This is a genomic window from Aureitalea marina, from assembly GCF_002943755.1.
Lineage (GTDB): Bacteria > Bacteroidota > Bacteroidia > Flavobacteriales > Flavobacteriaceae > Aureitalea > Aureitalea marina.
Window position 1 is genome coordinate 1,753,826 of the sequence record NZ_MQUB01000001.1, and the last position, 22,398, is coordinate 1,776,223.

The following is a 22,398-nucleotide window of genomic DNA, read 5'->3' on the forward strand; positions in this document are numbered from 1 at the left end:
ACTGATTCTGCGGAAATCTAATGGATTAACCTCGCTTTTTAAAAAATGGTAATTTAGCTTCTGTCTATGCTATCGGTCCTCATACCCACTCACAATGATGATGTCCAGCCACTTTTGATGGAATTGGATCAGCAGCGATCCGAGTTGGACACTGCTGTAGAGATCATTGTTTGGGATGATGCCTCAGATCAGCTCACCAGTGAATCACTGCAAATCTTAACATCTCCAGGTTTTAAACAGTTTAGAAGTGAAAAGAACCAGGGACGATCTACCACGAGAAATCTGCTGACCGGCAAAGCTAAGTACGATTGGCTACTCTTCCTGGATGCCGATACCTTACCGGTTAATCCAGATTTTCTGCAGCAGTATGTAAAAAGTATCCAGACCGAACCCCGTTTAGTTCATGGGGGCATCAGCTATTCGGAGCAGGTTCCGGATAAGGAATACCGCTTAAGATGGGCCTACGGCCGCCGCAGGGAAATGCAAACTCTGGAGCGAAGAAATGTCAATCCTCATTTGGTCATGACAGGAAATTTGATGATCCAAAAGCAGTTGTTCCTTGATCTGAACAAAGACATTGGCAATTTTTATGGGGACGACCTGCTGATCTCGGATCGTATCCGAAAAAAAGGTATCGAAGTTTTGCATATCGAAAATCCGGTCTGGCACCTGGGTCTGGAGCCTTCCGATCTCTACCTGAGCAAACTGCTGGAATCCGACCGCGTACGTTACGCACTGGAATCCGACGGAACACTCTCTCCAGACCTGACACGGATCCAACAGTTCCATCATCGGTACAAATGGTTGATGCCATTCTACAGAGTCTGCTACGCTCCATGGAAAGAAGGAGCTAGAAGGAATTTAATCGGAGAAAATCCCTCCATACGAACGCTGGATCTTTATCGTTTGTATCACTACGGAAAGAATATCTAACATGGAATCAGGGATTTCCGTTATCATAACCGTTTACAACAAGGCAGAATACCTGACCGATACCATAAGGTCAGTGCTGAATCAGTCCTTTACTGATTTTGAGCTCATCCTCTGGAACGATGGCTCGACTGACAATAGCCAAAAGGTGATAGATACATTTCGGGATGTGAGGATTAAAAAATTCGAGGACAAGAACAGGGGTGTTAGTGAGGCAAGAAATCGAGCAGTAAAACAAGCCGCTCATCACTTCCTGGCATTTTTAGATGCTGATGATCAGTGGCTTCCAGATCATTTAGAAGAATTGAACCGAATGCGATCCACCTATGACAACGCCTCATTTTTTGCTACAAATTCTAAGTTGATCATCGGAGATAAGACCTTAGAGAGAAATTATAGCTTACACGCAGTCAACACAATCCAGGAAGTCGATTTTTTTGAAGCCAGTATGCGCGATTCGATCGTGAATAGCTCGACAATTGGTGTTTACAGAGAAGCATTTGACGCAGTCGGTGGTTTTGATCCCAGTCTAAAGAGTGGTGAGGATACCGATCTTTTTATCAGACTCGGCTTCAATTATTCCGTAGTTTTTAGTCCGAGAGTTACCAGCCGGATATATAGAACACCCGACAGTCTGTCCCAAACAGCGACAGATCTAGCCAAAAAGCCGGATTTCAGTGCGTACGCAGAAGAAGAAAAGCAACGGCCGGCTGTTAAGGCTTATCTTGACCTCAACCGATATGCGCTTTGTCTGCAAGCCAGACTAAACCAGGACGAGGTTCAATTTGATCGTTTCTATCAGCAGTTAGACGTTCAAAATCTCAACAAAAAACAACGTTTTCTGCTGGGCCAGAGTAAAGATGCCCTGATCAAATTGAAGAAACTACAGGATTTTGGCCGCCGATTAGGGTTTAGATGGGGCGCCTTTTGAGCGCAGGAACTCATTGTAGGAACGTAGATAATCCCCCTCGTCAAATTCGCCTGAAGAAAGAACCAGGCACACCGCACCAGAAGAGAAATTCTCCAGTTCTCTCCATGTCCCGGTAGGGATCAGCAGACCCCTGTCAGGTTTATTCAAGCTAATTACTTCCCTGTGATGACCATCGTCCAGAATTACATCGAAACTACCGCTAACAGCGATCAGGAACTCCATTTGCTCTTTATGAGCATGCCCACCTCGACGGGAGTCAGAGGGAACATCGAAGAGATAATAAACTCGTTTTGTAGCAAAAGGCAAGACATCCTTCTCAATAACCGCCAGATTACCCCTGGGGTCTGTGATCTTCGGTATGCTAATAATCTGGTAATCTGACATCTTATCTAATTTCCTGTCCCCCTCTGAGAAGAGATCGATATTTGGCTATCCCTCTAAAGCCTGTTCTCACTTTATGCGAGATCTCGGAACTCTTAATATACCCATGAGTTTTGAGAAAGCGCACGTATTTCAGCACCCAAAGATAGGACCAAAATCCATTATACTTGAATTGCAAGGCCGCCCTGGCGAAGACCACCCTATCACTTCCTTCGTCCTTGCCCGAACTAAACTCCGGATGAGACAAGATAGCTTGCGGGTAGAAATAGGTGGGCAAGCCCGCCTCCAGGCAGTTCCGCATAAAAACATATTCGTTGGCCGTCCCAAAAGTGGTTCCAAGTCCAAAATGAATGTTATATCCCACCTTATGGTCCAACAAGGACTTCCGCCTAAAACTGATCACCACTCCGTTTACCGTATCTGCTGAGGCCACATTATGAGCAGTAACATCCGGATAACTCCTATAGGGTGTCCCGTCAGAATTATTCATTTTAAACGTGATCACAGCTGCATCCGAATAGTGTTCAAAGGCCTGATGAATAATTGCATCCAATTCGGGTTCATAGACAACATCATCGTCCGCCACCAGACAAATATCGCTCTGTGCATGGGCTATAGCCATGTTCCGGCTTTGCGGCAAGCCTCGATCCGAAGTATTGATCACCCGGACGTTTTCCCGATCTGACTCTAACTGCTTATCCTCGTCGGTCTGATTGACGATCAGCACCCTGAAATCGGACAATTGATTGTGCTCAAACATGGCTTCCAGAAAGGAAAGATCTGTTTTGAACATGGTCGAGATAAGGATTTCTATAGGCACTGTAAAGTTGGGCTTTTGTATCTTTGATTACTACTTAAACGTAATTCGTGGGTACTTGCAAATTTAATTTTTTAGGCGAAAGCTCGAAGTTTGATCGGCCCGGAAAATTATCCTCCAGATGAACATACTGCTTGTCGGCGAATACAGCCGGTTGCATAACTCCCTAAAAGAAGGCTTACAGAAATTGGGTCATCGAGTGGTCTTATTGAGCACTGGTGATGGCTTTAAGGACTATCCTGCAGATATCAAGCTAGACCGTAAATACACCCGTGGCCTTGCGAGAAAATGGCGAATACTCTTGGTCCGACTCTTCAACTACGACCCTGCTGCAGCCGATCTCAAAAAGCAGTTCTTCCGGCATTATGAATCATTAAAAGGCTTCGACTATGTACAACTAATCAACGAAAGCCCCCTGGAAGTGACTCCTGGAATCGAACAGCAAGCCATAGATTGGCTCTATCAGAATAATGGTCCAATGTACCTGCTTTGTTGCGGTACAGATTATCTCAGTGTTCAGCACATATACAACCAGAGGCAACGCTATTCAATACTTACCTCCTACTTTGACGGGAAGAGCAGTGCCCAGGACCATGACGGGGCACTAAAATACCTGCGTCAGGACTTTAAAGAGCTGCACGAATTTGTATTTAAGCGCATCCATGGGGTGATCGCATCCAGTATCGACTATGATATGCCCATGTCCGGACATCCACAGTACCTGGGGATGATCCCCAATCCGATCAATGTAGACCTCCTACCCTTTCAACCTCCCAGGGCAGAGAATCCAATCGTCATTTTACACGGTATCAACAGAAGCAGTTATTACAAAAAGGGCAACGATTACTTCGAGGCAGCATTGGAGCAAGTAAAAGCCTCCTATGGGGACCGGATAATGATCGACACCGTAGAGGACCTGCCTTATCAGGAATACATTGAACATGTGGCAAAGGCCGATATTGTTTTGGACCAGGTATACGCCTTCGACCAGGGGTACAATGCCTTGGAGGCCATGGCCAGGGGAAAGGTCGTCTTGACCGGCGCTGAAAGGGAGTTCATGGAACACTATCAGCTCAAAGAGCAGGTTGCTGTTAACGTCCTTCCGGATTCGGAACAAATTGCAAGAGTGATGTCCGAACTGATCGAGGCGCCGGAAAAGCTCACTCAAATCGGCCGCAATGCCAGGGATTTCATAGCAGAGTATCACGATTATGTTCAGGTTGCCAAACAATACCTGGACAATTGGAAAGCAGCTGCAACTACTAGAGAATGAATATGTACTTTTGCATTTGACCAGTTAAAAAGCAGATGAATAACAGTATAATTTCGGATAAGGCCACCATTGGTAAGAATGTGAGTATCGGCCATTTTTGTATCATCGAGGATGATGTGGTAATCGGTGATAATACAGTCCTTCGAAATTATGTGGAACTCCGAAGAGGAACAGTCATTGGCGAGCACTGCTATATCGATTCCAGGGTATCTTCTTCCGGGAACTGTCAAATAGGTGATCATGTGATCGTACGCTATGACAGCATTATTGCACGAGGAGTTCGGATAGACGACCACGCTTACATCTGCCCCAAGTTGATGACCAACAACTTAAATACCGAAAAGGACTCTATTGGGGGAGCCTATATTGGTAAGCACGCCTTCATTGGGACGAGCTGTGTGCTGCAACACGGAATTAGTATTGGGAATCACGCTGTTATCGGCGCCTTGTCCTTTGTGAATAAGGATGTCCCTACATCTGAGGTTTGGTACGGTAACCCAGCCACTTTCCGAAAGAAAAAAGGGAATTAAAAACGGACGATCTTATTCCGTTTCAAGATCTCTCGCTCCTGATCCCAATCCCTTGAATAGTTCTCTTTGATCAATTTGGCGGGAACACCGCCGATCAGGATCTTTTCTCCCAGTTGAGTATAGTCTTTATTACATAGCGAATTAGAGGCGATGACACAATAGTCGGGTGTCTTGCAATTGGGCATAAAGGATACCCTGTTGGAGACGGCGTTGTGACTGCCCAGTTGGATGGGTCCCTTCATAGGATAGCGCTCTCCGGTTTCGGTATTGATCATGGGATGTGCATTGGTATCGATAAGTTGGGACTCAAAACCGATCCCTGTCCAATCTCCCAATACGATGCGCTCAGTACAAATCAACTTCACATTACTGCCCAAGGCCGACATATCCCCCATCTCACAATAGGCACCAGGAGACACACTGAATTGGCAGTCCTTTCCCATATGACAGTAGCCCTTAAATACCAGGGTCCCGCTTATTGAGAATTCTGCTATACCTCGAGATCCGGAGAACTTCTCGAACTGCTGACCAAAACCAACTTTTCCCATAATTGGAGCACCTTGCAGTACCACCTCTCCACTCAGATCTCCAAATTTGACCCGACCGTAGAATACCACGGGCAACTTACGGGCTACTTTGGCCGGAAACATCTTATAGTTAAATCGGAGGGTCTGAATCCAGTTGACCTTCCGATAGAGCCTTAATCGCTGCCTGAGTGATGGCTTTTGCTGTTTAGTCATCTCCTTTTTTTCTGCCCTTAAAAATATGCAATAGAAACTGACCGAGGTCTAGACGCTTGTTTAGCTGTTTCCAGGAGAACCAACTAGCCACTAAAAAGATCATGATCAAACCACCGTACTTGAGATACAAATTGGAAGTCAAGGTGGTTGCAAATCCCAGACCACTGAGCAGCAAACAACCAAAGAAGACAGGGTAAAACTCCCCCTCTAGTTTAAAGTTGTAGCGCCAACGGGTGATCCAGGTGACTCCCAGGAAATGGATGATGTAATAGATCAAAAAGCTAATCCCCAATCCTTCCAGGCCTCCATAGCGATATCCCAGAATATTCAAGGTCAGCATCAAACTATTGAAGAAGATACTGGTACGGATAAACAAGCGGGAATCGCCCTTGGCCAGGATAATATATCCCACGGACCAGGAACTCGCTTTGAAAACCATCCCCAGTATACCCCAAACTAAGAGAGGAACGACCGGCAAAAATTCTGCGGTGTATAAAATTCGAACCATCCACGGAGCAACCCCAATAAAGAGAACAACAATGGGGGTAATCAAAAGATTGGCAACGACGGCCTGTTGCAAGACCGAACTACTCACTTTAGCCGGATCCTCTGCTACCCCGGACAAACGGGGGAAATAATCGGTGGCCATGGCACTAAATATCAAACCGACATAGGTGTTCAGTATCACAAAGCCCGCATTATAAAGTCCCACTTCGTCCAAGCCCCCAGTCCCACTGATATAGATCTGTATCAGGTATCCCACCACCAGGGTGATCATAGAACTTAAAGACATCATTACCCCTAGGTTGACCATGGATTTTCCCTCTGTGATCAGATCCTTACGACCAATTTTGTCCTTGGAGCGCGAGATTCCCTGACTGTAGATCATTACGACAATCAAGCTGATCAAGGCCGTGAGAATGATGGCAGGTACTATCCCAACTATTCCGTAATAGTAGTATAAGGGTAAGGTGAGCACCAGTGCAACACCGTTACCGATCAAATTGGCCTTGGCCAGGTTTCCTAGCTTTCGGAGGCCTTGAAGCACTGCCAGACGGCTCGCGGTCAGCTGCTTAAAGATCAACGCCAATGATAACCACATAAAGGCCCAATCGTAGGAAGTATCCCCGAAGGCCCATTGACTAAGTGGCCCTGAAAAAACGGTCATCAACAGAGCACCAACCAAAGAAGTGATCCAAACCAAACGGTTTAAAATGGCGATCAAGCGCTCACTTTTCTGCTCATTATCAGAGTTCTCGGCAAAGGCGATCTCTTTTACGGCAGATCGGTCCAAGCCCAGGTTTGTGGCCCCGTTAACCAGGTTCAGTGTAGAGTTGAGCAGGCTGGCAATACCCATTCCGGCAGGACCAATTAGCCAGGCAATTACCTTGGAACGGACAATGGCGATCAGGATATTGAACACCTGTACTCCTCCGAAGAGGGAGGTCGCCTTTAAGATCTGACGATATTCCTTTTGACTATCACTCATTACTTTCTTCCAATCCCGGATTCTTTCTGAAATACCGCTGGATCAGGACAAATACGAAGATCAGGTAGAAGACATAGCGGATCATGTGAGCAAGTACAACTCCCTCCAAACCATAATCTGTAGTGAGGTATCGCGCTAAGATATAGAACATAGCCAGCGAGAAGATCTCAGAGGCTATGTAATTTCTAACCAGTTTCTTGGCCAGGAATTGATACATCAGGACTAATCCGGCCAGCCGGATAAAGTCCCCGATCAGTTGCCATTTAAACAGGGAAGCCAGACCTTCAAAATCCGGATAGATCAACAGCACCACATAATCCCGGAAAATATAGACCAGTATCATCCCCAACCCAAAAATGGGCAGTAAGGTCTTGTATATGTTTCGCAATTCGGCATAGAAGCCGGATCGGCTGTTAATGGCCGAGAATTTAGGCAAGACATATAAAGAGAAGATAGCTGTGGAAAAGACCATATAGTTCTTGGAAATATTGGTCATAGCCGTCCATATCCCGGCGTCAGATTCGGTGATCCTGCGAGTGATCATGGCCCGTACATCGATCTCCACATAATTGGTCAGCACTGTAGACGCAAAGGACATCAGGCTAAATGCCAATAAGGACTTCGCCATTGGTGTTGTAAAGCTCAACTTGCTGAATTGGACATACTCCCTGAGCACTTTCCCGAAGATCAAGATGATCACCAGGATCTGAACCAGAGGCGCAATGGCAATGGCGACCAATACCCCATCGATATTGTCCCGATATAGTAGCCAGACTAGCAAAGCCGCATTGAGTAAGTAGGCAAAGAGATCGATCTTGGCAAATTTCTTGTAAGCTGATAGGCCGTTGACCACTCCGTAGAATATGCGTTGAATGGCAATGGAAGGAACGATCAGAGCAACCAATTTGATCAGGTAGACGAAATCTGAGGTCGCAAAAAGATAATTACTTACCTCCTTGGCAAAAACCAAGAGTAGTATCCCACTGACCACACTTCCCAAGAGGGTAAAGACCATGGTAGTCGAGAAGAGCTTCTGCAACTGAGGTTTGTCCGATTTATACTCTGCCAGATATTTTACAACTCCGTTAAAGACCCCTAAGGAGGTGATGGAGGTCAACATCTGTATCAGGTTGCGAAGGGATCCTACTTTGGCCACCCCCGCTTCGCCCACCATTTGGGCCAGGAGTCGCTGAATAAAGAGAGAAATTACGAGGCGAACCGCAATGACCCCGGCATTGAGGCCGGTCATTTTCAGAAGTAGGTTCTCACGAATGAATCGAGGTATCTTCAAGGAGTGTAGGCATTAAGGATTTGTATGACCAATTGAACTTGATCTTGCTGCATTACAGGAGAAATTGGAATGCTGACCACTTCATTATGAATTTGTTCAGAGACCGGGAAACTCAACTTATGAAATTCGGGCAAGGCCGCTTGACGATGTGGTGGAACCGGATAATGAATAAGTGATCCCAATTCTTGTTCTGTTAGGTAGTGAATAAATTTTTCACGATCAGCAACTCGTACGACGAACAGATGAAAAACGTGATCCATGCCACCATCGTACCAGGGAAGCCTTATGCAAGGGTTATTAATCCCACTAAAATAAGCCTGAGCAACAGCTCTTCTTTGGGCATTATCATCGTCCAAAACAGGTAATTTACACCGAAGAAAGGCGGCCTGAAGTTCGTCCAGCCTGGAATTCATGCCCGGATGATCATTGATATAGCGTTTGGCCGATCCGTAATTCCGCAATTTTCTGATCAGATCAGCCAGTTGCCCATCGTTGGTCGTTACTGCGCCGCCATCTCCAAGAGCCCCCAGGTTCTTGGTTGGATAAAAGCTAAAGCCTGCAGCATCTGCAAGGGCTCCGGCCTTCTGGCCTTCGTTATTCATGGCACCATGCCCTTGAGCCGCATCTTCCACCACTATCAAGTCGTGCTTACGGGCCAGTTCATTGATCTTTTCCATAGGAGCCAATTGGCCGTATAAATGGACGGGCATGATCACCCGACTCTTGTTCGTGATGGCGGCTTGTAAGGCCTCGAGGTCAAAACTATATCTACTGGTTTCGCACTCTACCAAAACGGGGACCATACCAGCCTGCTTTACAGCCAAAACCGTAGCGATATAGGAATTCGCAGCAAGCAATACCTCATCGCCTCTCTTCGCCTTTCCTAATTGAATATAGGCTTCGAGAATCAATTGAAGTGCCTCCAGTCCATTGGCTACACCTACACAAAACTCAGTACCACAATACTGCGCATATTCCTGCTCGAAGGCGTCAACTTCATCTCCGAGTATATAATAGCCCGTATCCAGCATTTGATCCAGTTTGGTCCTGAATTCCTGCTCGAAACGGCGATTATTTTCTTTAAGATCTAAAAATGGGATCAAACCAATTGTTCGCTTAAGCGTTTATAAGATGCAGTTTCCACCAAATAGTTGTCCATGGCATATGCACGGGCTCCACAGGTTTCCTTCCAAAAGATCAATCCGGGATTCAAATGACCTGAATCCGGATCGACCGAGGTATTAAAATCAAAATATCTGCGCCCTTCGGAAAATTCCCGCATCAAAAAGTCGTATAACATATCGAGACTGCCCAATTGATTCTTGTCCTCATTGGCCGATACATATTGCGGATGGATGGTGGTTCTGGTCAAAAAGACCGTGGTGCCGGCCACTATCTTATCCTCATGATAGATATTCACCTGCTTGATCTGCTGCGGGAATCGGTGATGCAATAATTTGATCTCCTCCAGTGAATGAACAGGTTCCGCCCCGTGCTTCCGGCTTAGGTTGGGCCGCAAAATTTGGGTCCAAAATGCTTCAAAATCGTTGTCTATTTTCACTTCCAGGCCTTTTCGCATGGCCTTGTTTATCCCTTCCCTTCTGTTCTTTTGGAAGCCCAAGGCCTGGTCCTGATCGATCAGCATGATCAAATCCCTTTCCAAGAGTTTGGCCTGGCAGAGAAACAAGAAATATGCCAACTCATCTGATGGCAAAATGGTATAGAAGCCGGGAATATTTTTGATCTTTAAAGATTCAATTCCTTTATCGTGCAGAAACTCCAGCAACAAAGCCCAGGCTTTTAAGCTATCGCTAAGTTTAGCTCCTGTCCCTAGGACAAAACCACCGTAGGTCAATCCCTGATGAGAAATTAGCTGATCTCCCTGTTTATTGGCCGGTAAGACAGCAAAGACCTGTTCATCCCTATAGACCATGATGGAATGATCCCGAAAACGGTCCCGGTGGTAGTCCATAAAGTCACGCTCAAATAAGAATGTGGCATTCTTGGCCTGCCGGATAAACCGGTCCCAATCTTCTTTCCGATCTGACTGATACATGAAAACCCGAAAATTTCCACGATTTCTATTGCTCTTTTGGTTCAAATAACCCGAATTAGGTGTCGCTCTGTAAATCTAAAATTATTTTTACTTTTATCGGAATTATGCCCGATTTTACAAGATAAATGATCACATCCAGACAGGCTAAATATCTTGTATGGGGGCTCTTCCTCTTCACTACCCTCGTTGTACTATACCGTGAATTGGTCTATTTCCCGGATTCTGAAGGCTATCTGAAAAGCTACCTTATCCGAACAGCCGGATACCCCTTGTTCCTAAGGGCAGTAACGGCGATTTCAGGTGAATATTTTGAATGGATTCTAAAAGGACTGCAAGCGGTTATTGGCTGTTGGGGTATTGGTTATTTCCTTCGCAAGCTAAAAAGACTTAAAATTTTACAGCCTTTGTCAGTTGTTGTGCTTTGTGTAGTGTTGCTCGCACCCTATGTCTTTGATATTCGTATCGGTAATAAAGTGCTGAGCGAAGCCTTGGCCTATCCGCTCTTCCTGGTAGTAATCGCCCAACTGTTCGGAGCTTTGATTCGTAGAAGCAATAGGTCCCTGTTATTGGCTATTCCTTGGTTATTGCTGCTGTTAAGTGTACGGAATCAATTTATTTTCCTGGTACCCATCGGCATCGCTTTGGCTTATTTGATCTACAGGGACAAGGGTCAATTACGGCCATTCTTGATGGTTATGATCCTCTGGTTGGCTATACCCCTTGTAGGCAACCTCACAGATAGGTCCTATCATTACTTGCAGCACGGACATTTTGTAAGGACGCCCTGGCAGGGTATCCACTTCATGGCGCCCGCTATGTTCGTGGCCGAGCTCGAGGATGTCGATCTCTTTGACGAAGAGGTCAAACGCAACTATTTTTCACAAATGCACGCCTCCCTGGCAGCCAAGAAACTACATATAGACCATCCCAACGACTTCTACTGGGATCCGGTAGTGATCTATGTCTATCAGTTCACCGAAATTGCGAATTCCACCCTTTTTATGGAAGGTCGCGAGATCATTGCACCCGGTAAGGATAGATATGAAACCTTTATCGAAGTGGATCGCGTAACGGGACAAATGGCCCCGGTCCTGATCAAAAACAACTTTAGGAGATGGTTCCGAATCTATCGTGGGAATTTTGTTCATGGTATAGGAAGTACAGCTTTGGCCGTCGTTCTGTTATTCCTGCTGCTCTATGGGATATATAGCCTGTCAAAACGCAACGCTAGCCGCAATATGGAGTGTATGACCCTGGCCTTGTTGCTCTTATATGGCAATATGGCACTGGTATCCTTAGGCATGTATACCGTGAATCGATTCACTTTCTACAACCACTGGGCTATATTCTTCCTATTGATACTTTGGATTCAGGCCGGGCAAGCTAGCCTAAAGGCCAAGAAGTAAAGCTGATATCCTTACGCCTTGTTTCTTTTACGATCTACCTCTTTAAGCAGGATCTTTCTCAAACGAAGATGATTGGGTGTGGCTTCCACATATTCATCCTTTTGAATGTATTCCAAAGCCTCTTCCAATGAGAACTTGATCGCAGGTACAATACGCGTCTTATCATCCGCCCCGGCAGAGCGTACATTGGTGAGTTTCTTGGTCTTGGTCACATTGACCACCATGTCGTCACTTCGAGAATTCTCACCGATGACCTGACCTTCGTAAATCTCTTCTCCAGGATCAACAAAGAAACGACCTCTCTCTTGCAGCTTATCGATAGAATAAGGGATAGCGGTCCCCTTTTCCATAGAGACCAAACTACCATTCTGTCGTTCCGGTATACCACCCTTTAACGGTTGATATTCCAGGAATCTATGTGTCATTATGGCTTCACCAGCAGTTGCCGTAAGCAATTGGTTTCTCAGACCAATAATACCTCGAGATGGGATGACGAACTTACAGATCATCCGCTCTCCCTTGGCTTCCATACTGACCATCTCTCCCTTTCGGATGGTGACCATATCGATAGCCTTCCCGCTGACGTGCTCCGGCAGATCGATGTTCAATTCTTCTACTGGCTCGCATCGCTGCCCATCGATCTCCTTCTCGATCACCTGGGGTTGACCGATCTGTAACTCATACCCCTCACGGCGCATAGTTTCTATCAGGACGGACAAATGGAGAACTCCTCGTCCAAATACCATGAACTTATCCGCGCTATCAGTTGCTTGAACCCGGAGGGCCAGGTTCTTTTCAAGCTCCCGCTCCAGTCTCTCCTTGATGTGACGAGAGGTAACGAATTTACCATCCTTACCAAAGAATGGGGAATCGTTAATGGTAAATAGCATACTCATGGTAGGCTCATCGATGGCGATGGTGGCCAGTCCTTCTGGTTCCTGGGCATCGGCAACAGTATCGCCGATCTCAAATCCTTCCAGACCAACAAGGGCACAGATATCCCCGGCCTCAACCTGCTGTACTTTCTTACGGCCCAAACCTTCGAAAGTGTGCAATTCCTTAATGCGTGACTTCAATTGACTACCGTCCCGTTTGATCAGGGTAACCTGATCATTTTCATTAAGCTGACCACGTTGCAGTCTCCCTATGGCAATTCGGCCCGTAAAGGAAGAGTAATCCAGGGAGGTGATCAACATCTGAGTAGTTCCCTGTTCTACTTTAGGTTCTGGTATATGCTCCAGGACCATATCCAATAGCGGCTCAATATTATCGGTTGGCTGCTGCCAATCCTCACTCATCCAATTCTGTTTGGCCGATCCGTAAACCGTCGGAAAATCCAACTGCCACTCTTCGGCGCCCAATTCGAACATCAGATCAAAGACAGCCTCATGTACCTCATCCGGTGTACAGTTCTCCTTGTCTACTTTATTCACCACAACACAAGGTTTCTTACCCAGATCTAATGCTTTCTGCAGAACAAACCGGGTCTGAGGCATTGGACCTTCAAACGCATCTACGAGCAGCAAGACTCCATCGGCCATATTCAATACGCGCTCTACCTCACCGCCAAAATCGGCGTGACCAGGAGTATCGATGATGTTGATCTTGGTCCCTTTGTAATTCACAGAAACGTTTTTGGAGGTAATGGTGATTCCTCTTTCCCGTTCCAGGTCGTTATTGTCCAGGATCAACTCACCGGTCTGCTGATTCTCTCTAAAGAGACTGCAATGGTGCATGATCTTGTCTACCAAAGTGGTCTTTCCGTGGTCTACGTGGGCAATAATGGCAATATTCCTAATGTTCATGATGTGCTCCTTTTGGCGGCGCAAAAGTACTGGTAAATAATGGATTTTCTGGTATCTTTGTCACTCAAAATCAATCCCATGGATTTATCCAAGATCCCCCATCTCTCACATACCAATTCCAACAATTTTTTCCTGCTGGCGGGACCTTGTGCGATTGAAGGAGAGGAAATGGCTCTGCGCATCGCAGAGCAAGTACTGAATATCACAGATAAACTGAGTATTCCATTCGTCTTTAAAGGAAGTTTCAAAAAGGCCAATCGGAGCCGTATTGATAGTTTTACTGGTATTGGGGATGAAAATGCCCTGGAGATATTGGCCAAGATCTCTCAAAAATTTGAGGTACCAACCGTTACGGACATTCATGAAGTCTCTGATGCAGCCAAAGCAGCTCAATACGTCGATGTATTGCAGATTCCTGCCTTTTTGGTCAGACAGACGGACCTGGTTGTAGCGGCGGCTAATACGGGTAAAGTGGTCAACTTGAAAAAAGGACAATTCATGAGCCCGGAGAGTATGCAGCACGCCGTTCGAAAGGTTACTGATTCTGGTAATGAGCAGGTCATGGTCACCGATAGAGGTACCATGTTTGGATACCAGGATATGATCGTGGATTTCCGCGGAATTCCAACTATGAAACAGTTCGCGCCAACCGTTTTGGATGTGACACACAGCCTGCAACAACCTAATCAGACATCTGGTGTTACTGGTGGAAGACCAGATATGATAGCGACCATATCACGTGCAGGAATTGCGGCCGGTGCCGACGGGATCTTCCTGGAAACTCACTTCGACCCGGCCAATGCCAAAAGCGACGGAGCAAACATGTTAGATATTCGTCACTTGGAAAAGTTATTGACCGATCTGGTAGCCATTCGCCAAACCGTCAACGGGCTTTAAACGGAACGTTCCTAAATTCATAGGCATCCACTAACAAATCGGACAAAATATGGGTTACGATGTCCTCTACTTGATAATATCTAAGTGACTTGACGTACTTCCGGTTTTCGGAATTGAGATGCTCCAAATGCCGGTGGAAATGCTCTCCCGCCCAGAAACCAACATCCACACAACCCTTGCTGACGTTCAAATAACAGATCGGCTTATTGTCAGAATAGTAAAAGGGTACCTTCCATTTGTAAAGTAGCTGCGCCTCTGGAAGATGCTGTTCGATGATCATCTGCAATTGAAGCAAGATAGACCTAAATGGTTCTTCTTGCCTTAAAATATAGTCCTCTGCAGGTCGCACACTTCAAATTTAGGACAAAAAAAGCCGCTGTCTGTTAAGGCGATAGCGGCTTTCTGATCAGTTAGTTGTTCTTATTCGTATTGATCGAGTAAGAAGTTAATTACATCAGTGGTGGTAATGATACCGACCAATTGATCATCTTCCACAACCGGTAAAGCGTGGAATTCCTTTTCTGCAAAAATCCTGGCCACACTGCGAACCGTCATGTTCGGGGTCACGCTAGTCACATTCCTAACCATGACCTGATCTATGGAGAACATATCATAAACCGAATCTGAGGTAAAATCGTCGGCCACACTATAAGAATCTGCAAAACTGATCCTCAACAGATCATTATAGCTAAGCATACCTGTAATCAGTCCCTTCTCGATGACCGGTATGTGCCGTATGTGTTTCTTTTTAAAGTACTGCTCTGCCCTTTCTAGGGGATCGGTTACTTGTACCGTAACCACGTTTCGGGTCATTATTGCTGATATGCGAGTTCCTTCTTTCATGACGAACATTTTATACATTAAATGTCCGATTCCTAAGCCGAAAAAAGTATGACAAAAGTCAGCTTGACTGTGGGGACCGCTAGTTACTCCTTTCCGTCCACGAAATCTTGGAGATAGGAGAAACGAGGCGTGAGTTTGCCTTCCTCGTTAGTGATACGCGCCCTATGGAGGATTCCTCGACTATCTCCGTCAAAGAAAGCTGGAATTACTTCCTTCAAGAACATTGCTCCAAAACCATCGCTGGCATCCTTGGGTAACTCGCACGGCAGGTTATCTACAGCCATAACCGCAATCGAACCCTTCTTCTCATAATCTGTCTCGCTTTCAGATTGAGGGTTGTATCCGTAAAATGGCTCTGCAATGGTAGACGGTCTGATGGTAGAGGCTACAGGTCCGTCAATATCGCAGGAAATATCGGCGATATAACGAATAGCAAAATCCGCCTGGCGCGCATCTTCCCTTGTAAAAAGAAATGGTGCACCATCTCCATAGAAGTGACCGGCGATAAAAACATCACTTCTTCTGGCCAATGGCATGAAATTAGGTCTGTATCCAGTTGGGTCGCCGTAAAATGCACTGCGGTCAAAGTTTTGACCTTCAGGTGGCAGGTTGTAATCATCAACGTCCGCAACTGTATAAACAGCTTCGGAGAAATTCTCCTTCAGATAATCAGCGACACCAACCTCTTTGAGTTTAATATGGTCCAATATTTCCTTTGCCCCTCGCATCACCTTTCCACTCCCGGTCAGCACTATTCTAATGGCTGGTAATTGGATATGGTCCAGCTCTTCCTTCATGGCGGACAGATCCGGCAGATCCTCGGCCTTTGGCAGAACGAAAAGCCCTTCTTTCAGACCATACATACGCAAACCGTTGTAAGCCCCAACCAGACCGGCATAGTACCCAAAACCGATCAAACGGCCTCCTCTTTCATTTTCTATGGTCTCGTGGTCGTAGAGTTCGATCTTCTTATCCAGAATTGCGCGCAGCAAGTCCCGGTTATAAGGCTGCTTCTTAATGGTATGGCTGAAAAAGAAATACTTTTTACCAGGAACCAAGGACTCTACAGGAACCTCTTTTACCCCCAACATCACATCGGCAGAGGATACATCATCAGAAACGGTTAGCTCCCGTTGTTCATAGACCTCATCGTGATAGACTCTGATATCTGAGGATTCCACCAGGATGCGGGAATCAGGATATTGTTCTATGACAGACTGGCAGGCTTCAGGCGAAAATACCACCCGGCGATCCGGCGGTGTCTTTCTTTCCTTGATAAGGGCAAAGGTTATGGACATTTGGAATACTTTTTGAAGTATAAAAACGAGCGCTAAGATAAGCCAAAAAGACTATCTTTACGCCCATTTTCAGCTCTTTGAAAAACCATGGGGCCGACTGGTTTTGACAGCGGGACTTATGGTACAGTAAGCATGTCGAGCGCTGGAATACAGCTCGTAAATCTCATATTTCATCTTTTTTAAACGGCGAGAATAACTACGCCCTAGCTGCATAATCTGAATTATAGTAGGATATGCCTCGGCCCACAAGGTGGGCAAGCAGGAAGTCACTCAGCGACCTTGGTTTGCGGTAACTGATATAGTGGCTTCGTAAAAGTAAACCTAGCCCGTGCAGGGCTTTGATGCACAGGCGAAAACAAATTGAAGCTAAGCTGCAACTTGGTTGTCCACTACCGGGGCGCGGTCCAAAATCCTAAAGCGGACTAAACATGTAGAAAGCCGTGCTGTAGCGCGTTTGGACGAGGGTTCGAATCCCTCCGGCTCCACGATCAAATAAAAATCTGTTGAAAACACGGATTGAAATAGAAAAAGTCCACAAGCTTGCTTGATGGACTTTTTTTGTTGAAATACGTAGTTCGCTTTGCGAACACAGATTTTTATTTGCAGGACTGGAAATAGTAGGGATCACCGAGCGCTGCGAGGTACTCTCTCCCGTTGAGTGAAGAGTGAGCAGTGAAGTGAAAAAAGGATGCGCTAGCATCTGGGGTTTGTATTTGCAGGATGGGATCAATTGGAGATCACCGAGTGCAGCGTGGTAATCTCTCCTGTTGAGTGAAGCGTGAGGGGTAAAGAGTGAAGATTGAGGCACAGTGATTTCTGTGATTCCCCTAAATATGAAAGATCATTAAAAGCCACCGCACCAGCTCGCTCCTCACTACCAAAGGTCCACCGGACCGTTGGCGACCGTTCGGCCGTCCCCGGCTCCACGATCAAATAAAAATCTGTTGAAAACACGGATTGAAAATAGAAAAAGATATTCTTCCAGCTTGCCAGCCATGGCTAACGGCTAACCAAAACGAAAAATGATTTCTACCTAGGGGCATTAATCCCCACCCGACACAATCTAGTCTTTAATGCCCTATCATCCAAGTCCCAATCAAGTTGATTTAGGGGCTTCATGAATGCAGATATCCCGATTCAAGAATAACAGGCCCTTGTCTAGTCAGTAATTTTAAAGTAATTTTCCAGAACACTGACCAAGTTTGGACCCTATCCACTCCATAACCAACCCAATTTATGTACTGATGATGCTCTGCCTGATGGTGGTGCTGTCCTATTTTGCGGCTAAGACCAAAATCGGAAAGAAATTTGGAATTGCCCTACTTGCCATTGTGTTTACGGCTGTGATAGCGAATCTGGGATTGATTCCATCCGCATCTAACTCCATTCCGCTATACGATGGTATTTTCACTTACCTGGCTCCTATTTCGATTTTCTATTTGTTACTCGGTGTAAATCTGAGATCAATAAAAAAAGCGGGAGGCCCTATGATCGCGTTATTCCTTATTGGATCACTGGCAACCGTGATGGGTATACTGTTTTCCTGGTGGATCATCGATCCCGCCTCAACATTGGGAGAAGATGCTGGCATACTTGCCGGTATGCTTACGGGAACCTATACAGGAGGAAGCATCAACTTTAATGCGATTGCACTGCAATATGGATTCCAGGAGAAAGGGGCCCTCTATGCGGGAACAATTGCCGTAGACAATGTGGTCACTACTCTTTGGATCATCGTGACCCTGGCCATTCCTGCCATTATGAGACCTTATTGGAAAGATAGGCGTATAGAAATCGAACAGTCTAAAGACGAAAAGGTTTCCGAGATGCCGATAGGTTATAAATCCCTGGCCTTGCTCGTCCTGTTGGGGCTAGTAGCTTTCTGGATCACCCAATTGGTCAAGGAATGGGTACCACAGATCCCTTCGATTATTACCATCACCACACTGGGTATTCTCCTGGCACAAAATAAATCTGTGGCCAGGCTTAAAGGTAGTCAGCCGTTAGGGCTATACCTTGTCTATATCTTCCTTGCTGTTATTGGAGCCTATTGCGAGATCGCCTCGGTGATTGAACTAAAACAGATCGGTCTTACCTTATTGTTGTTCACCGGGTTGGGAGTGATTATACACGGTGTCTTGACCATTTTATTAGGGGGACTATTTCTGCGAGACTGGGATATGGTGGCCATTAGCAGTCAGGCCAACATTGGCGGTGGTACAACCGCCATTGCCCTGGCCGAAACATTCGGGAGAAAAGAGTTGGTACTTCCTGCCATACTTGTAGGGACTCTTGGAAATGCGCTGGGAACCTATCTCGGATTTATGGTCATTTATTTATTGTGATGAAATAGATCTATCGGTAAACCACTGATGCCCGCGTACCATTCATCTTTGTATCTTAAAGAATTAAATTCGACGAAATGAAAGAGCTTAGAAAAGAAGACATCAGCCAAGAAGTTTTCGACCTCTATGATGATTATGCCCATAATCGGATCAATCGGCGGGTGTTCATTGAAAAATTATCCCTTTATGCTGTGGGTGGTTTGACCGTAGGGGCCTTGCTCAGTTTTATTTCTCCTGATTACATCAACAGTGTTCTGGTTTCACAGGATGATCCGCGGCTCGATTCTAAGATGATTAATTATCCTTCTCCGAAAGGTGGCGGGACTATTAGCGGATTACTTTCCAAACCCAAGGAGGCAAAGACCAAACTTCCCGGGGTGGTCGTGGTGCATGAAAACAGGGGACTAAACCCGTATATAGCCGACGTAGGTAGACGAACTGCGGTGGAAGGCTTTATCAGTCTTGCGCCCGACGCACTGAGCCCACTGGGTGGATATCCTGGCAACGACGATGAAGGCAGGACCATGCAGCGTCAGCGAGACCGTAATGAAATGTTAGAGGATTTCATTGCTGCCTATGAATTTTTAAGATCACACCCCGATTGTACAGGCGAGGTTGGAGTGGTTGGCTTCTGTTTCGGTGGATGGATCTCCAATATGATGGCTGTAAAGCTAACGGATCTGGGAGCAGCAGTTCCCTTTTATGGCCGTCAGCCTTCCGCAGAGGACACGACCAAAATTAAAGCTCCATTGCTGATCCATTACGGAGAATTGGACAGTCGCGTTAACGAAGGTTGGCCCACTTATGAAACCGCTTTAAAGAAGAACTCCGTAGACTACACCATGCATATGTATCCGAATGCCAATCACGGGTTTCACAACAATACAACCCCGAGATTTGATGAAAAAGCCGCTACGCTGGCTTGGGAAAGAACAATTGCATTCTTCCGTAAGAACCTCAGTTAAAACTTTGATATTCAATCCGGCCTTATTAATTTTGACTTAAAATTGAGTGTATGAAGCCGAAAGTGACCACCGATTTTCAGGAAGGAAATGCCCAGATCTTCAAGAATCCTGTCCTGGAGAGCCTTACGAAAACCAATCCGATTCAAAACATTATCGTCTATGGGTTGACCATTGCGGCCTTGATCTATGTTGCTGTTGACTGGATCGGACTTAGTCCTTTGATGGTGCTTGGCTTATTTGTGAGCGGGATCTTTGTCTGGACCTTTGCAGAATATATGCTTCACCGTTTCCTGTTTCATTGGGTGACTGAGGCCAAATGGTCTCAACGCTTCCATTTCATCATGCACGGATCACATCACCAACACCCAAAAGATGAGGAGAGATTGTTAATGCCTCCGGTACCGGGCCTCATTATGGCCAGTGTGTTGTTTGGGATTTTCTTTTTGATCTTCTGGATCGCAGGATACTCTGATCTGACCTTCGGATTTTTTCCAGGATTCTTTAGCGGTTACTTGATGTACTCATTTGTACACCGGGCTACCCATACCATGAAACCACCCAAGCGATTCCGTCATCTATGGCACCATCACAGTCTTCACCACTACCGCTTTCCAGACAAAGCTTTTGGTGTTTCCAATACATTTTGGGATCGTGTCTTTGGGACCATGCCTCCAGCCTCAGCCCGACTGAAGCGATAGCCTATCTTATCGGTTTCATCCGCTCAAACGGAGTTTCCCGATCAAAATAATACCTGTAGGTAGAGTGCACCTTGCAGATCTCTCCCCCCACCTGCTTGACTACGATGATCATCTTACGATTAAAGTCTCCTATTCCATTGATCTCCAGGTTATCATATAGACCGGGCATGGTTTTCATTGCATTGTAACAGGTCATAGCAAGGGAGCCGTCCACACCTTTTCCCTGATGTTCAGGGACAATACCGAAAACTATCCCCAACATCTTGGTATTCTTCATGGTCAATTTATACCATAAGAACTTCAGAGTGCCTATCAGGCTCATTTTACCGTTGAGGTGCTTAAAGATCTGATTCACTTCAGGTATATTCAGATAAAAGGCAATAGGCTGGTCTTTGTAATAAATCAGCCACATGATCCTCGGATCAATGATGGGTTTCATCCTCTTAAACATCTTGATGGCCTGTTCGTAACTCAACCCTGAAACACCCTCGTGTTTGACCCAGGCCTTGTTGTAGATATCAACAATATCTGCTACCTGTTTCTTGAAATTCTTCATATCAAATGACCGAACATCATAGTCGGGATTTTCGGCCACCATACTAGCCTTCCGCTGAAGCTTCTGATCGACCATCACACGGGTATCCTTCCTAAATGTATAATGCTCATAATAGACCTGAAATCCGTAATTCTCGAACAGTTCCTTGTAATAGGGTAAATGATAATTACAGTTATAATTGGGTTCCAAATCATAACCTATGGTCAGTAACCCCCACCATTTATCTCGGCGTCCAAAGTTGATCGGACCATCCATGTAGGAGGCACCGCGTTCGATCAACCATTTCTTAGCTGTATCAAAAAGTAAATTGGCTGCTTCCTGACTTGGCGAACATTCAAAAAAACCAATTCCACCTGTAGATTCTAGTTCGGAGTCCACCGCCTTACGATCGACCACGAAGGCCGCAATTCTTCCGATGGTACCTTCAGCGTCTGTCAATAACCATCGAATACAATCTCCACGATGAAATGTAGGGTTGTTTTCACGATCAAAGACCTGATTGATATCCTGATTAAGTGGTCTTATATACGCCTGATCACCTGCATAAAGGGAATGGGCAAAGTCGATAAATTCTTGCTGATGCTCAGCAGTCTTAACCTCGATTAGATGCATCCGGAATGGGACAATACGTTGAAACAATAAACTTAGAAAAAAAAGCTAAACTGACCTCAACAAAAAAAAGCCCGATCTAGAAAGATCGGGCTCACAGTTGGTTGGTATTTAATTATTGGTGGGCTTCCTTGATATAACCCCAGCCCTCCGCTTGTTTTTGAATGATCTCCAGTATGCCATCCGGCACGACGTCTACACCTTTGATCAATTGGTCTTCACTTACCTTATAGCGGTTCATAGTTCCCTGACAGATTTTAAACGAAACATTACCTTCGGCGGCCAAGGTCTCAATATCCTTAGCCACAGAAGATTTGTCTGCTAAGACCATGTTCATGGCCTTGGAATACATAACCACTTCAAATTCCGACTCCGGGTAAGCCTCGGACATAAATTTGACATGGCGAATAGTAGATTGATGTGTTCCTTCGTCGGCACTGGTCACGTCAAAGACGATCTTGACCGGCTTTTCCTGGGCCATCACCAGCCCTCCGATCAACAGCATTAAAACACTGACAAACTTTCTCATGACAATCGC

The 22,398-nt window shown here is 45.8% G+C and carries 22 protein-coding genes and 1 other RNA gene; 10 read left to right on the top strand and 13 right to left on the bottom strand.

Features of this window, described 5'->3' with window-relative positions:
• The first annotated feature begins 66 nt into the window (after nucleotides 1-66).
• Nucleotides 67-933 (top strand): glycosyltransferase family 2 protein, encoded by an 867-nt coding sequence (locus BST85_RS08010; protein ID WP_104812771.1) that lies wholly within the window; start codon nucleotides 67-69, stop codon nucleotides 931-933.
• Between the two features lies 1 nt (nucleotide 934).
• On the top strand, nucleotides 935-1,861 hold the full coding sequence (locus tag BST85_RS08015; RefSeq protein WP_104812772.1) for a glycosyltransferase family 2 protein: 927 nt from the start codon (nucleotides 935-937) through the stop codon (nucleotides 1,859-1,861).
• Here BST85_RS08015 and BST85_RS08020 read toward each other — a convergent pair.
• Both BST85_RS08020 and BST85_RS08025 read right to left on the bottom strand, forming a co-directional pair.
• A complete protein-coding gene (locus BST85_RS08020; protein WP_104812773.1) occupies nucleotides 1,835-2,245 on the bottom strand; it encodes a sugar 3,4-ketoisomerase in 411 nt (136 codons plus the stop codon). The genes BST85_RS08015 and BST85_RS08020 overlap by 27 nt on opposite strands.
• A gap of 1 nt (nucleotide 2,246) precedes the next feature.
• Entirely contained in the window at nucleotides 2,247-3,062 is an 816-nt protein-coding gene (locus tag BST85_RS08025; RefSeq protein ID WP_146090684.1) for a glycosyltransferase family 2 protein, read from the bottom strand.
• 118 nt (nucleotides 3,063-3,180) lie between these two features.
• On the opposite strand from BST85_RS08025, the gene BST85_RS08030 reads away from it, so the two are divergent.
• Both BST85_RS08030 and BST85_RS08035 read left to right on the top strand, forming a co-directional pair.
• Entirely contained in the window at nucleotides 3,181-4,332 is a 1,152-nt protein-coding gene (locus BST85_RS08030) for a glycosyltransferase family protein (RefSeq protein ID WP_104812775.1), read from the top strand.
• Between the two features lie 35 nt (nucleotides 4,333-4,367).
• Nucleotides 4,368-4,862, top strand: a complete 495-nt coding sequence (locus BST85_RS08035; RefSeq protein WP_104812776.1) for a DapH/DapD/GlmU-related protein — start codon at nucleotides 4,368-4,370, stop codon at nucleotides 4,860-4,862.
• Here BST85_RS08035 and BST85_RS08040 read toward each other — a convergent pair.
• Genes BST85_RS08040 through BST85_RS08060 form a run of 5 tightly spaced genes read right to left on the bottom strand, consistent with a single transcriptional unit; the run spans nucleotide 4,859 to nucleotide 10,438 of the window.
• Nucleotides 4,859-5,602: an acyltransferase gene (locus tag BST85_RS08040; protein ID WP_104812777.1), complete on the bottom strand. Its 744-nt coding sequence runs from the start codon at nucleotides 5,600-5,602 to the stop codon at nucleotides 4,859-4,861. The genes BST85_RS08035 and BST85_RS08040 overlap by 4 nt on opposite strands.
• On the bottom strand, nucleotides 5,595-7,091 hold the full coding sequence (locus BST85_RS08045; RefSeq protein WP_104812778.1) for an O-antigen translocase: 1,497 nt from the start codon (nucleotides 7,089-7,091) through the stop codon (nucleotides 5,595-5,597). The genes BST85_RS08040 and BST85_RS08045 overlap by 8 nt, the downstream gene beginning before the upstream one ends.
• Nucleotides 7,084-8,382 carry an O-antigen translocase gene (locus BST85_RS08050; protein WP_104812779.1) on the bottom strand — a complete coding sequence of 433 codons (1,299 nt, stop codon included), beginning with the start codon at nucleotides 8,380-8,382 and terminating at the stop codon, nucleotides 7,084-7,086. Before BST85_RS08050 ends, BST85_RS08045 begins: the two co-directional genes overlap by 8 nt.
• Nucleotides 8,379-9,485 (bottom strand): DegT/DnrJ/EryC1/StrS family aminotransferase, encoded by a 1,107-nt coding sequence (locus tag BST85_RS08055; RefSeq protein WP_104812780.1) that lies wholly within the window; start codon nucleotides 9,483-9,485, stop codon nucleotides 8,379-8,381. Before BST85_RS08055 ends, BST85_RS08050 begins: the two co-directional genes overlap by 4 nt.
• Nucleotides 9,482-10,438, bottom strand: a complete 957-nt coding sequence (locus BST85_RS08060) for a GNAT family N-acetyltransferase (protein ID WP_146090685.1) — start codon at nucleotides 10,436-10,438, stop codon at nucleotides 9,482-9,484. The genes BST85_RS08055 and BST85_RS08060 overlap by 4 nt, the downstream gene beginning before the upstream one ends.
• A 125-nt stretch (nucleotides 10,439-10,563) precedes the next feature.
• Between BST85_RS08060 and BST85_RS08065 the strand changes: the two genes are divergently transcribed.
• Nucleotides 10,564-11,844, top strand: coding sequence for a hypothetical protein (locus BST85_RS08065; protein ID WP_104812782.1), 1,281 nt, complete (start codon nucleotides 10,564-10,566; stop codon nucleotides 11,842-11,844).
• 11 nt (nucleotides 11,845-11,855) lie between these two features.
• Here the strand turns inward: BST85_RS08065 and typA are convergent, their stop codons facing one another.
• Nucleotides 11,856-13,649, bottom strand: a complete 1,794-nt coding sequence (gene typA, locus BST85_RS08070) for a translational GTPase TypA (protein ID WP_425427888.1) — start codon at nucleotides 13,647-13,649, stop codon at nucleotides 11,856-11,858.
• A gap of 78 nt (nucleotides 13,650-13,727) precedes the next feature.
• On the opposite strand from typA, the gene kdsA reads away from it, so the two are divergent.
• Nucleotides 13,728-14,546 (top strand): 3-deoxy-8-phosphooctulonate synthase, encoded by an 819-nt coding sequence (gene kdsA / locus BST85_RS08075; RefSeq protein WP_104813951.1) that lies wholly within the window; start codon nucleotides 13,728-13,730, stop codon nucleotides 14,544-14,546.
• Here kdsA and BST85_RS08080 read toward each other — a convergent pair.
• The 3 genes from BST85_RS08080 to BST85_RS08090 form a co-directional block, all read right to left on the bottom strand.
• The gene (locus BST85_RS08080; RefSeq protein ID WP_104812783.1) at nucleotides 14,533-14,895 is read right to left on the bottom strand and encodes a DUF1801 domain-containing protein; all 363 of its coding nucleotides are present in this window, start codon (nucleotides 14,893-14,895) and stop codon (nucleotides 14,533-14,535) included. The genes kdsA and BST85_RS08080 overlap by 14 nt on opposite strands.
• Nucleotides 14,896-14,966: 71 nt before the next feature.
• Nucleotides 14,967-15,389 (bottom strand): CBS domain-containing protein, encoded by a 423-nt coding sequence (locus BST85_RS08085; RefSeq protein WP_104813952.1) that lies wholly within the window; start codon nucleotides 15,387-15,389, stop codon nucleotides 14,967-14,969.
• 83 nt (nucleotides 15,390-15,472) lie between these two features.
• Complete coding sequence (locus tag BST85_RS08090; protein ID WP_104813953.1) at nucleotides 15,473-16,681, bottom strand: NAD(P)-dependent oxidoreductase; 1,209 nt, start codon at nucleotides 16,679-16,681, stop codon at nucleotides 15,473-15,475.
• Nucleotides 16,682-16,776: 95 nt separating this feature from the next.
• On the opposite strand from BST85_RS08090, the gene ssrA reads away from it, so the two are divergent.
• The 4 genes from ssrA (at nucleotide 16,777) to BST85_RS08110 (ending at nucleotide 20,695) form a co-directional block, all read left to right on the top strand.
• Nucleotides 16,777-17,175, top strand: a transfer-messenger RNA (tmRNA) gene (ssrA, locus tag BST85_RS08095).
• A 714-nt stretch (nucleotides 17,176-17,889) separates the two neighbouring features.
• Nucleotides 17,890-19,032, top strand: coding sequence for a DUF819 family protein (locus BST85_RS08100; protein WP_245917659.1), 1,143 nt, complete (start codon nucleotides 17,890-17,892; stop codon nucleotides 19,030-19,032).
• 77 nt (nucleotides 19,033-19,109) lie between these two features.
• Complete coding sequence (locus BST85_RS08105; protein ID WP_104812784.1) at nucleotides 19,110-19,997, top strand: dienelactone hydrolase family protein; 888 nt, start codon at nucleotides 19,110-19,112, stop codon at nucleotides 19,995-19,997.
• A gap of 50 nt (nucleotides 19,998-20,047) precedes the next feature.
• Complete coding sequence (locus BST85_RS08110; protein WP_104812785.1) at nucleotides 20,048-20,695, top strand: sterol desaturase family protein; 648 nt, start codon at nucleotides 20,048-20,050, stop codon at nucleotides 20,693-20,695.
• Between the two features lies 1 nt (nucleotide 20,696).
• Here the strand turns inward: BST85_RS08110 and BST85_RS08115 are convergent, their stop codons facing one another.
• Together BST85_RS08115 and BST85_RS08120 are read right to left on the bottom strand one after the other, a co-directional pair.
• The gene (locus BST85_RS08115) at nucleotides 20,697-21,863 is read right to left on the bottom strand and encodes a hypothetical protein (protein ID WP_104812786.1); all 1,167 of its coding nucleotides are present in this window, start codon (nucleotides 21,861-21,863) and stop codon (nucleotides 20,697-20,699) included.
• 112 nt (nucleotides 21,864-21,975) lie between these two features.
• Entirely contained in the window at nucleotides 21,976-22,389 is a 414-nt protein-coding gene (locus BST85_RS08120; RefSeq protein ID WP_104812787.1) for a DsrE family protein, read from the bottom strand.
• Nucleotides 22,390-22,398 lie beyond the last annotated feature (9 nt).

Bases quoted from the DNA above. Each gene is read 5' to 3' on its own strand.
- BST85_RS08085 (WP_104813952.1), bottom strand. From the start codon at position 15,389: ATGAAAGAAGGAACTCGCATATCAGCAATAATGACCCGAAACGTGGTT.
- BST85_RS08040 (WP_104812777.1), bottom strand. From the start codon at position 5,602: ATGACTAAACAGCAAAAGCCATCACTCAGGCAGCGATTAAGGCTCTAT.
- BST85_RS08020 (WP_104812773.1), bottom strand. From the start codon at position 2,245: ATGTCAGATTACCAGATTATTAGCATACCGAAGATCACAGACCCCAGG.
- BST85_RS08120 (WP_104812787.1), bottom strand. From the start codon at position 22,389: ATGAGAAAGTTTGTCAGTGTTTTAATGCTGTTGATCGGAGGGCTGGTG.
- BST85_RS08110 (WP_104812785.1), top strand. From the start codon at position 20,048: ATGAAGCCGAAAGTGACCACCGATTTTCAGGAAGGAAATGCCCAGATC.
- typA (WP_425427888.1), bottom strand. From the start codon at position 13,649: ATGAACATTAGGAATATTGCCATTATTGCCCACGTAGACCACGGAAAG.
- BST85_RS08115 (WP_104812786.1), bottom strand. From the start codon at position 21,863: ATGCATCTAATCGAGGTTAAGACTGCTGAGCATCAGCAAGAATTTATC.
- BST85_RS08065 (WP_104812782.1), top strand. From the start codon at position 10,564: ATGATCACATCCAGACAGGCTAAATATCTTGTATGGGGGCTCTTCCTC.
- BST85_RS08060 (WP_146090685.1), bottom strand. From the start codon at position 10,438: ATGTATCAGTCAGATCGGAAAGAAGATTGGGACCGGTTTATCCGGCAG.
- BST85_RS08015 (WP_104812772.1), top strand. From the start codon at position 935: ATGGAATCAGGGATTTCCGTTATCATAACCGTTTACAACAAGGCAGAA.
- BST85_RS08105 (WP_104812784.1), top strand. From the start codon at position 19,110: ATGAAAGAGCTTAGAAAAGAAGACATCAGCCAAGAAGTTTTCGACCTC.
- BST85_RS08035 (WP_104812776.1), top strand. From the start codon at position 4,368: ATGAATAACAGTATAATTTCGGATAAGGCCACCATTGGTAAGAATGTG.
- BST85_RS08045 (WP_104812778.1), bottom strand. From the start codon at position 7,091: ATGAGTGATAGTCAAAAGGAATATCGTCAGATCTTAAAGGCGACCTCC.
- BST85_RS08010 (WP_104812771.1), top strand. From the start codon at position 67: ATGCTATCGGTCCTCATACCCACTCACAATGATGATGTCCAGCCACTT.
- kdsA (WP_104813951.1), top strand. From the start codon at position 13,728: ATGGATTTATCCAAGATCCCCCATCTCTCACATACCAATTCCAACAAT.
- BST85_RS08030 (WP_104812775.1), top strand. From the start codon at position 3,181: ATGAACATACTGCTTGTCGGCGAATACAGCCGGTTGCATAACTCCCTA.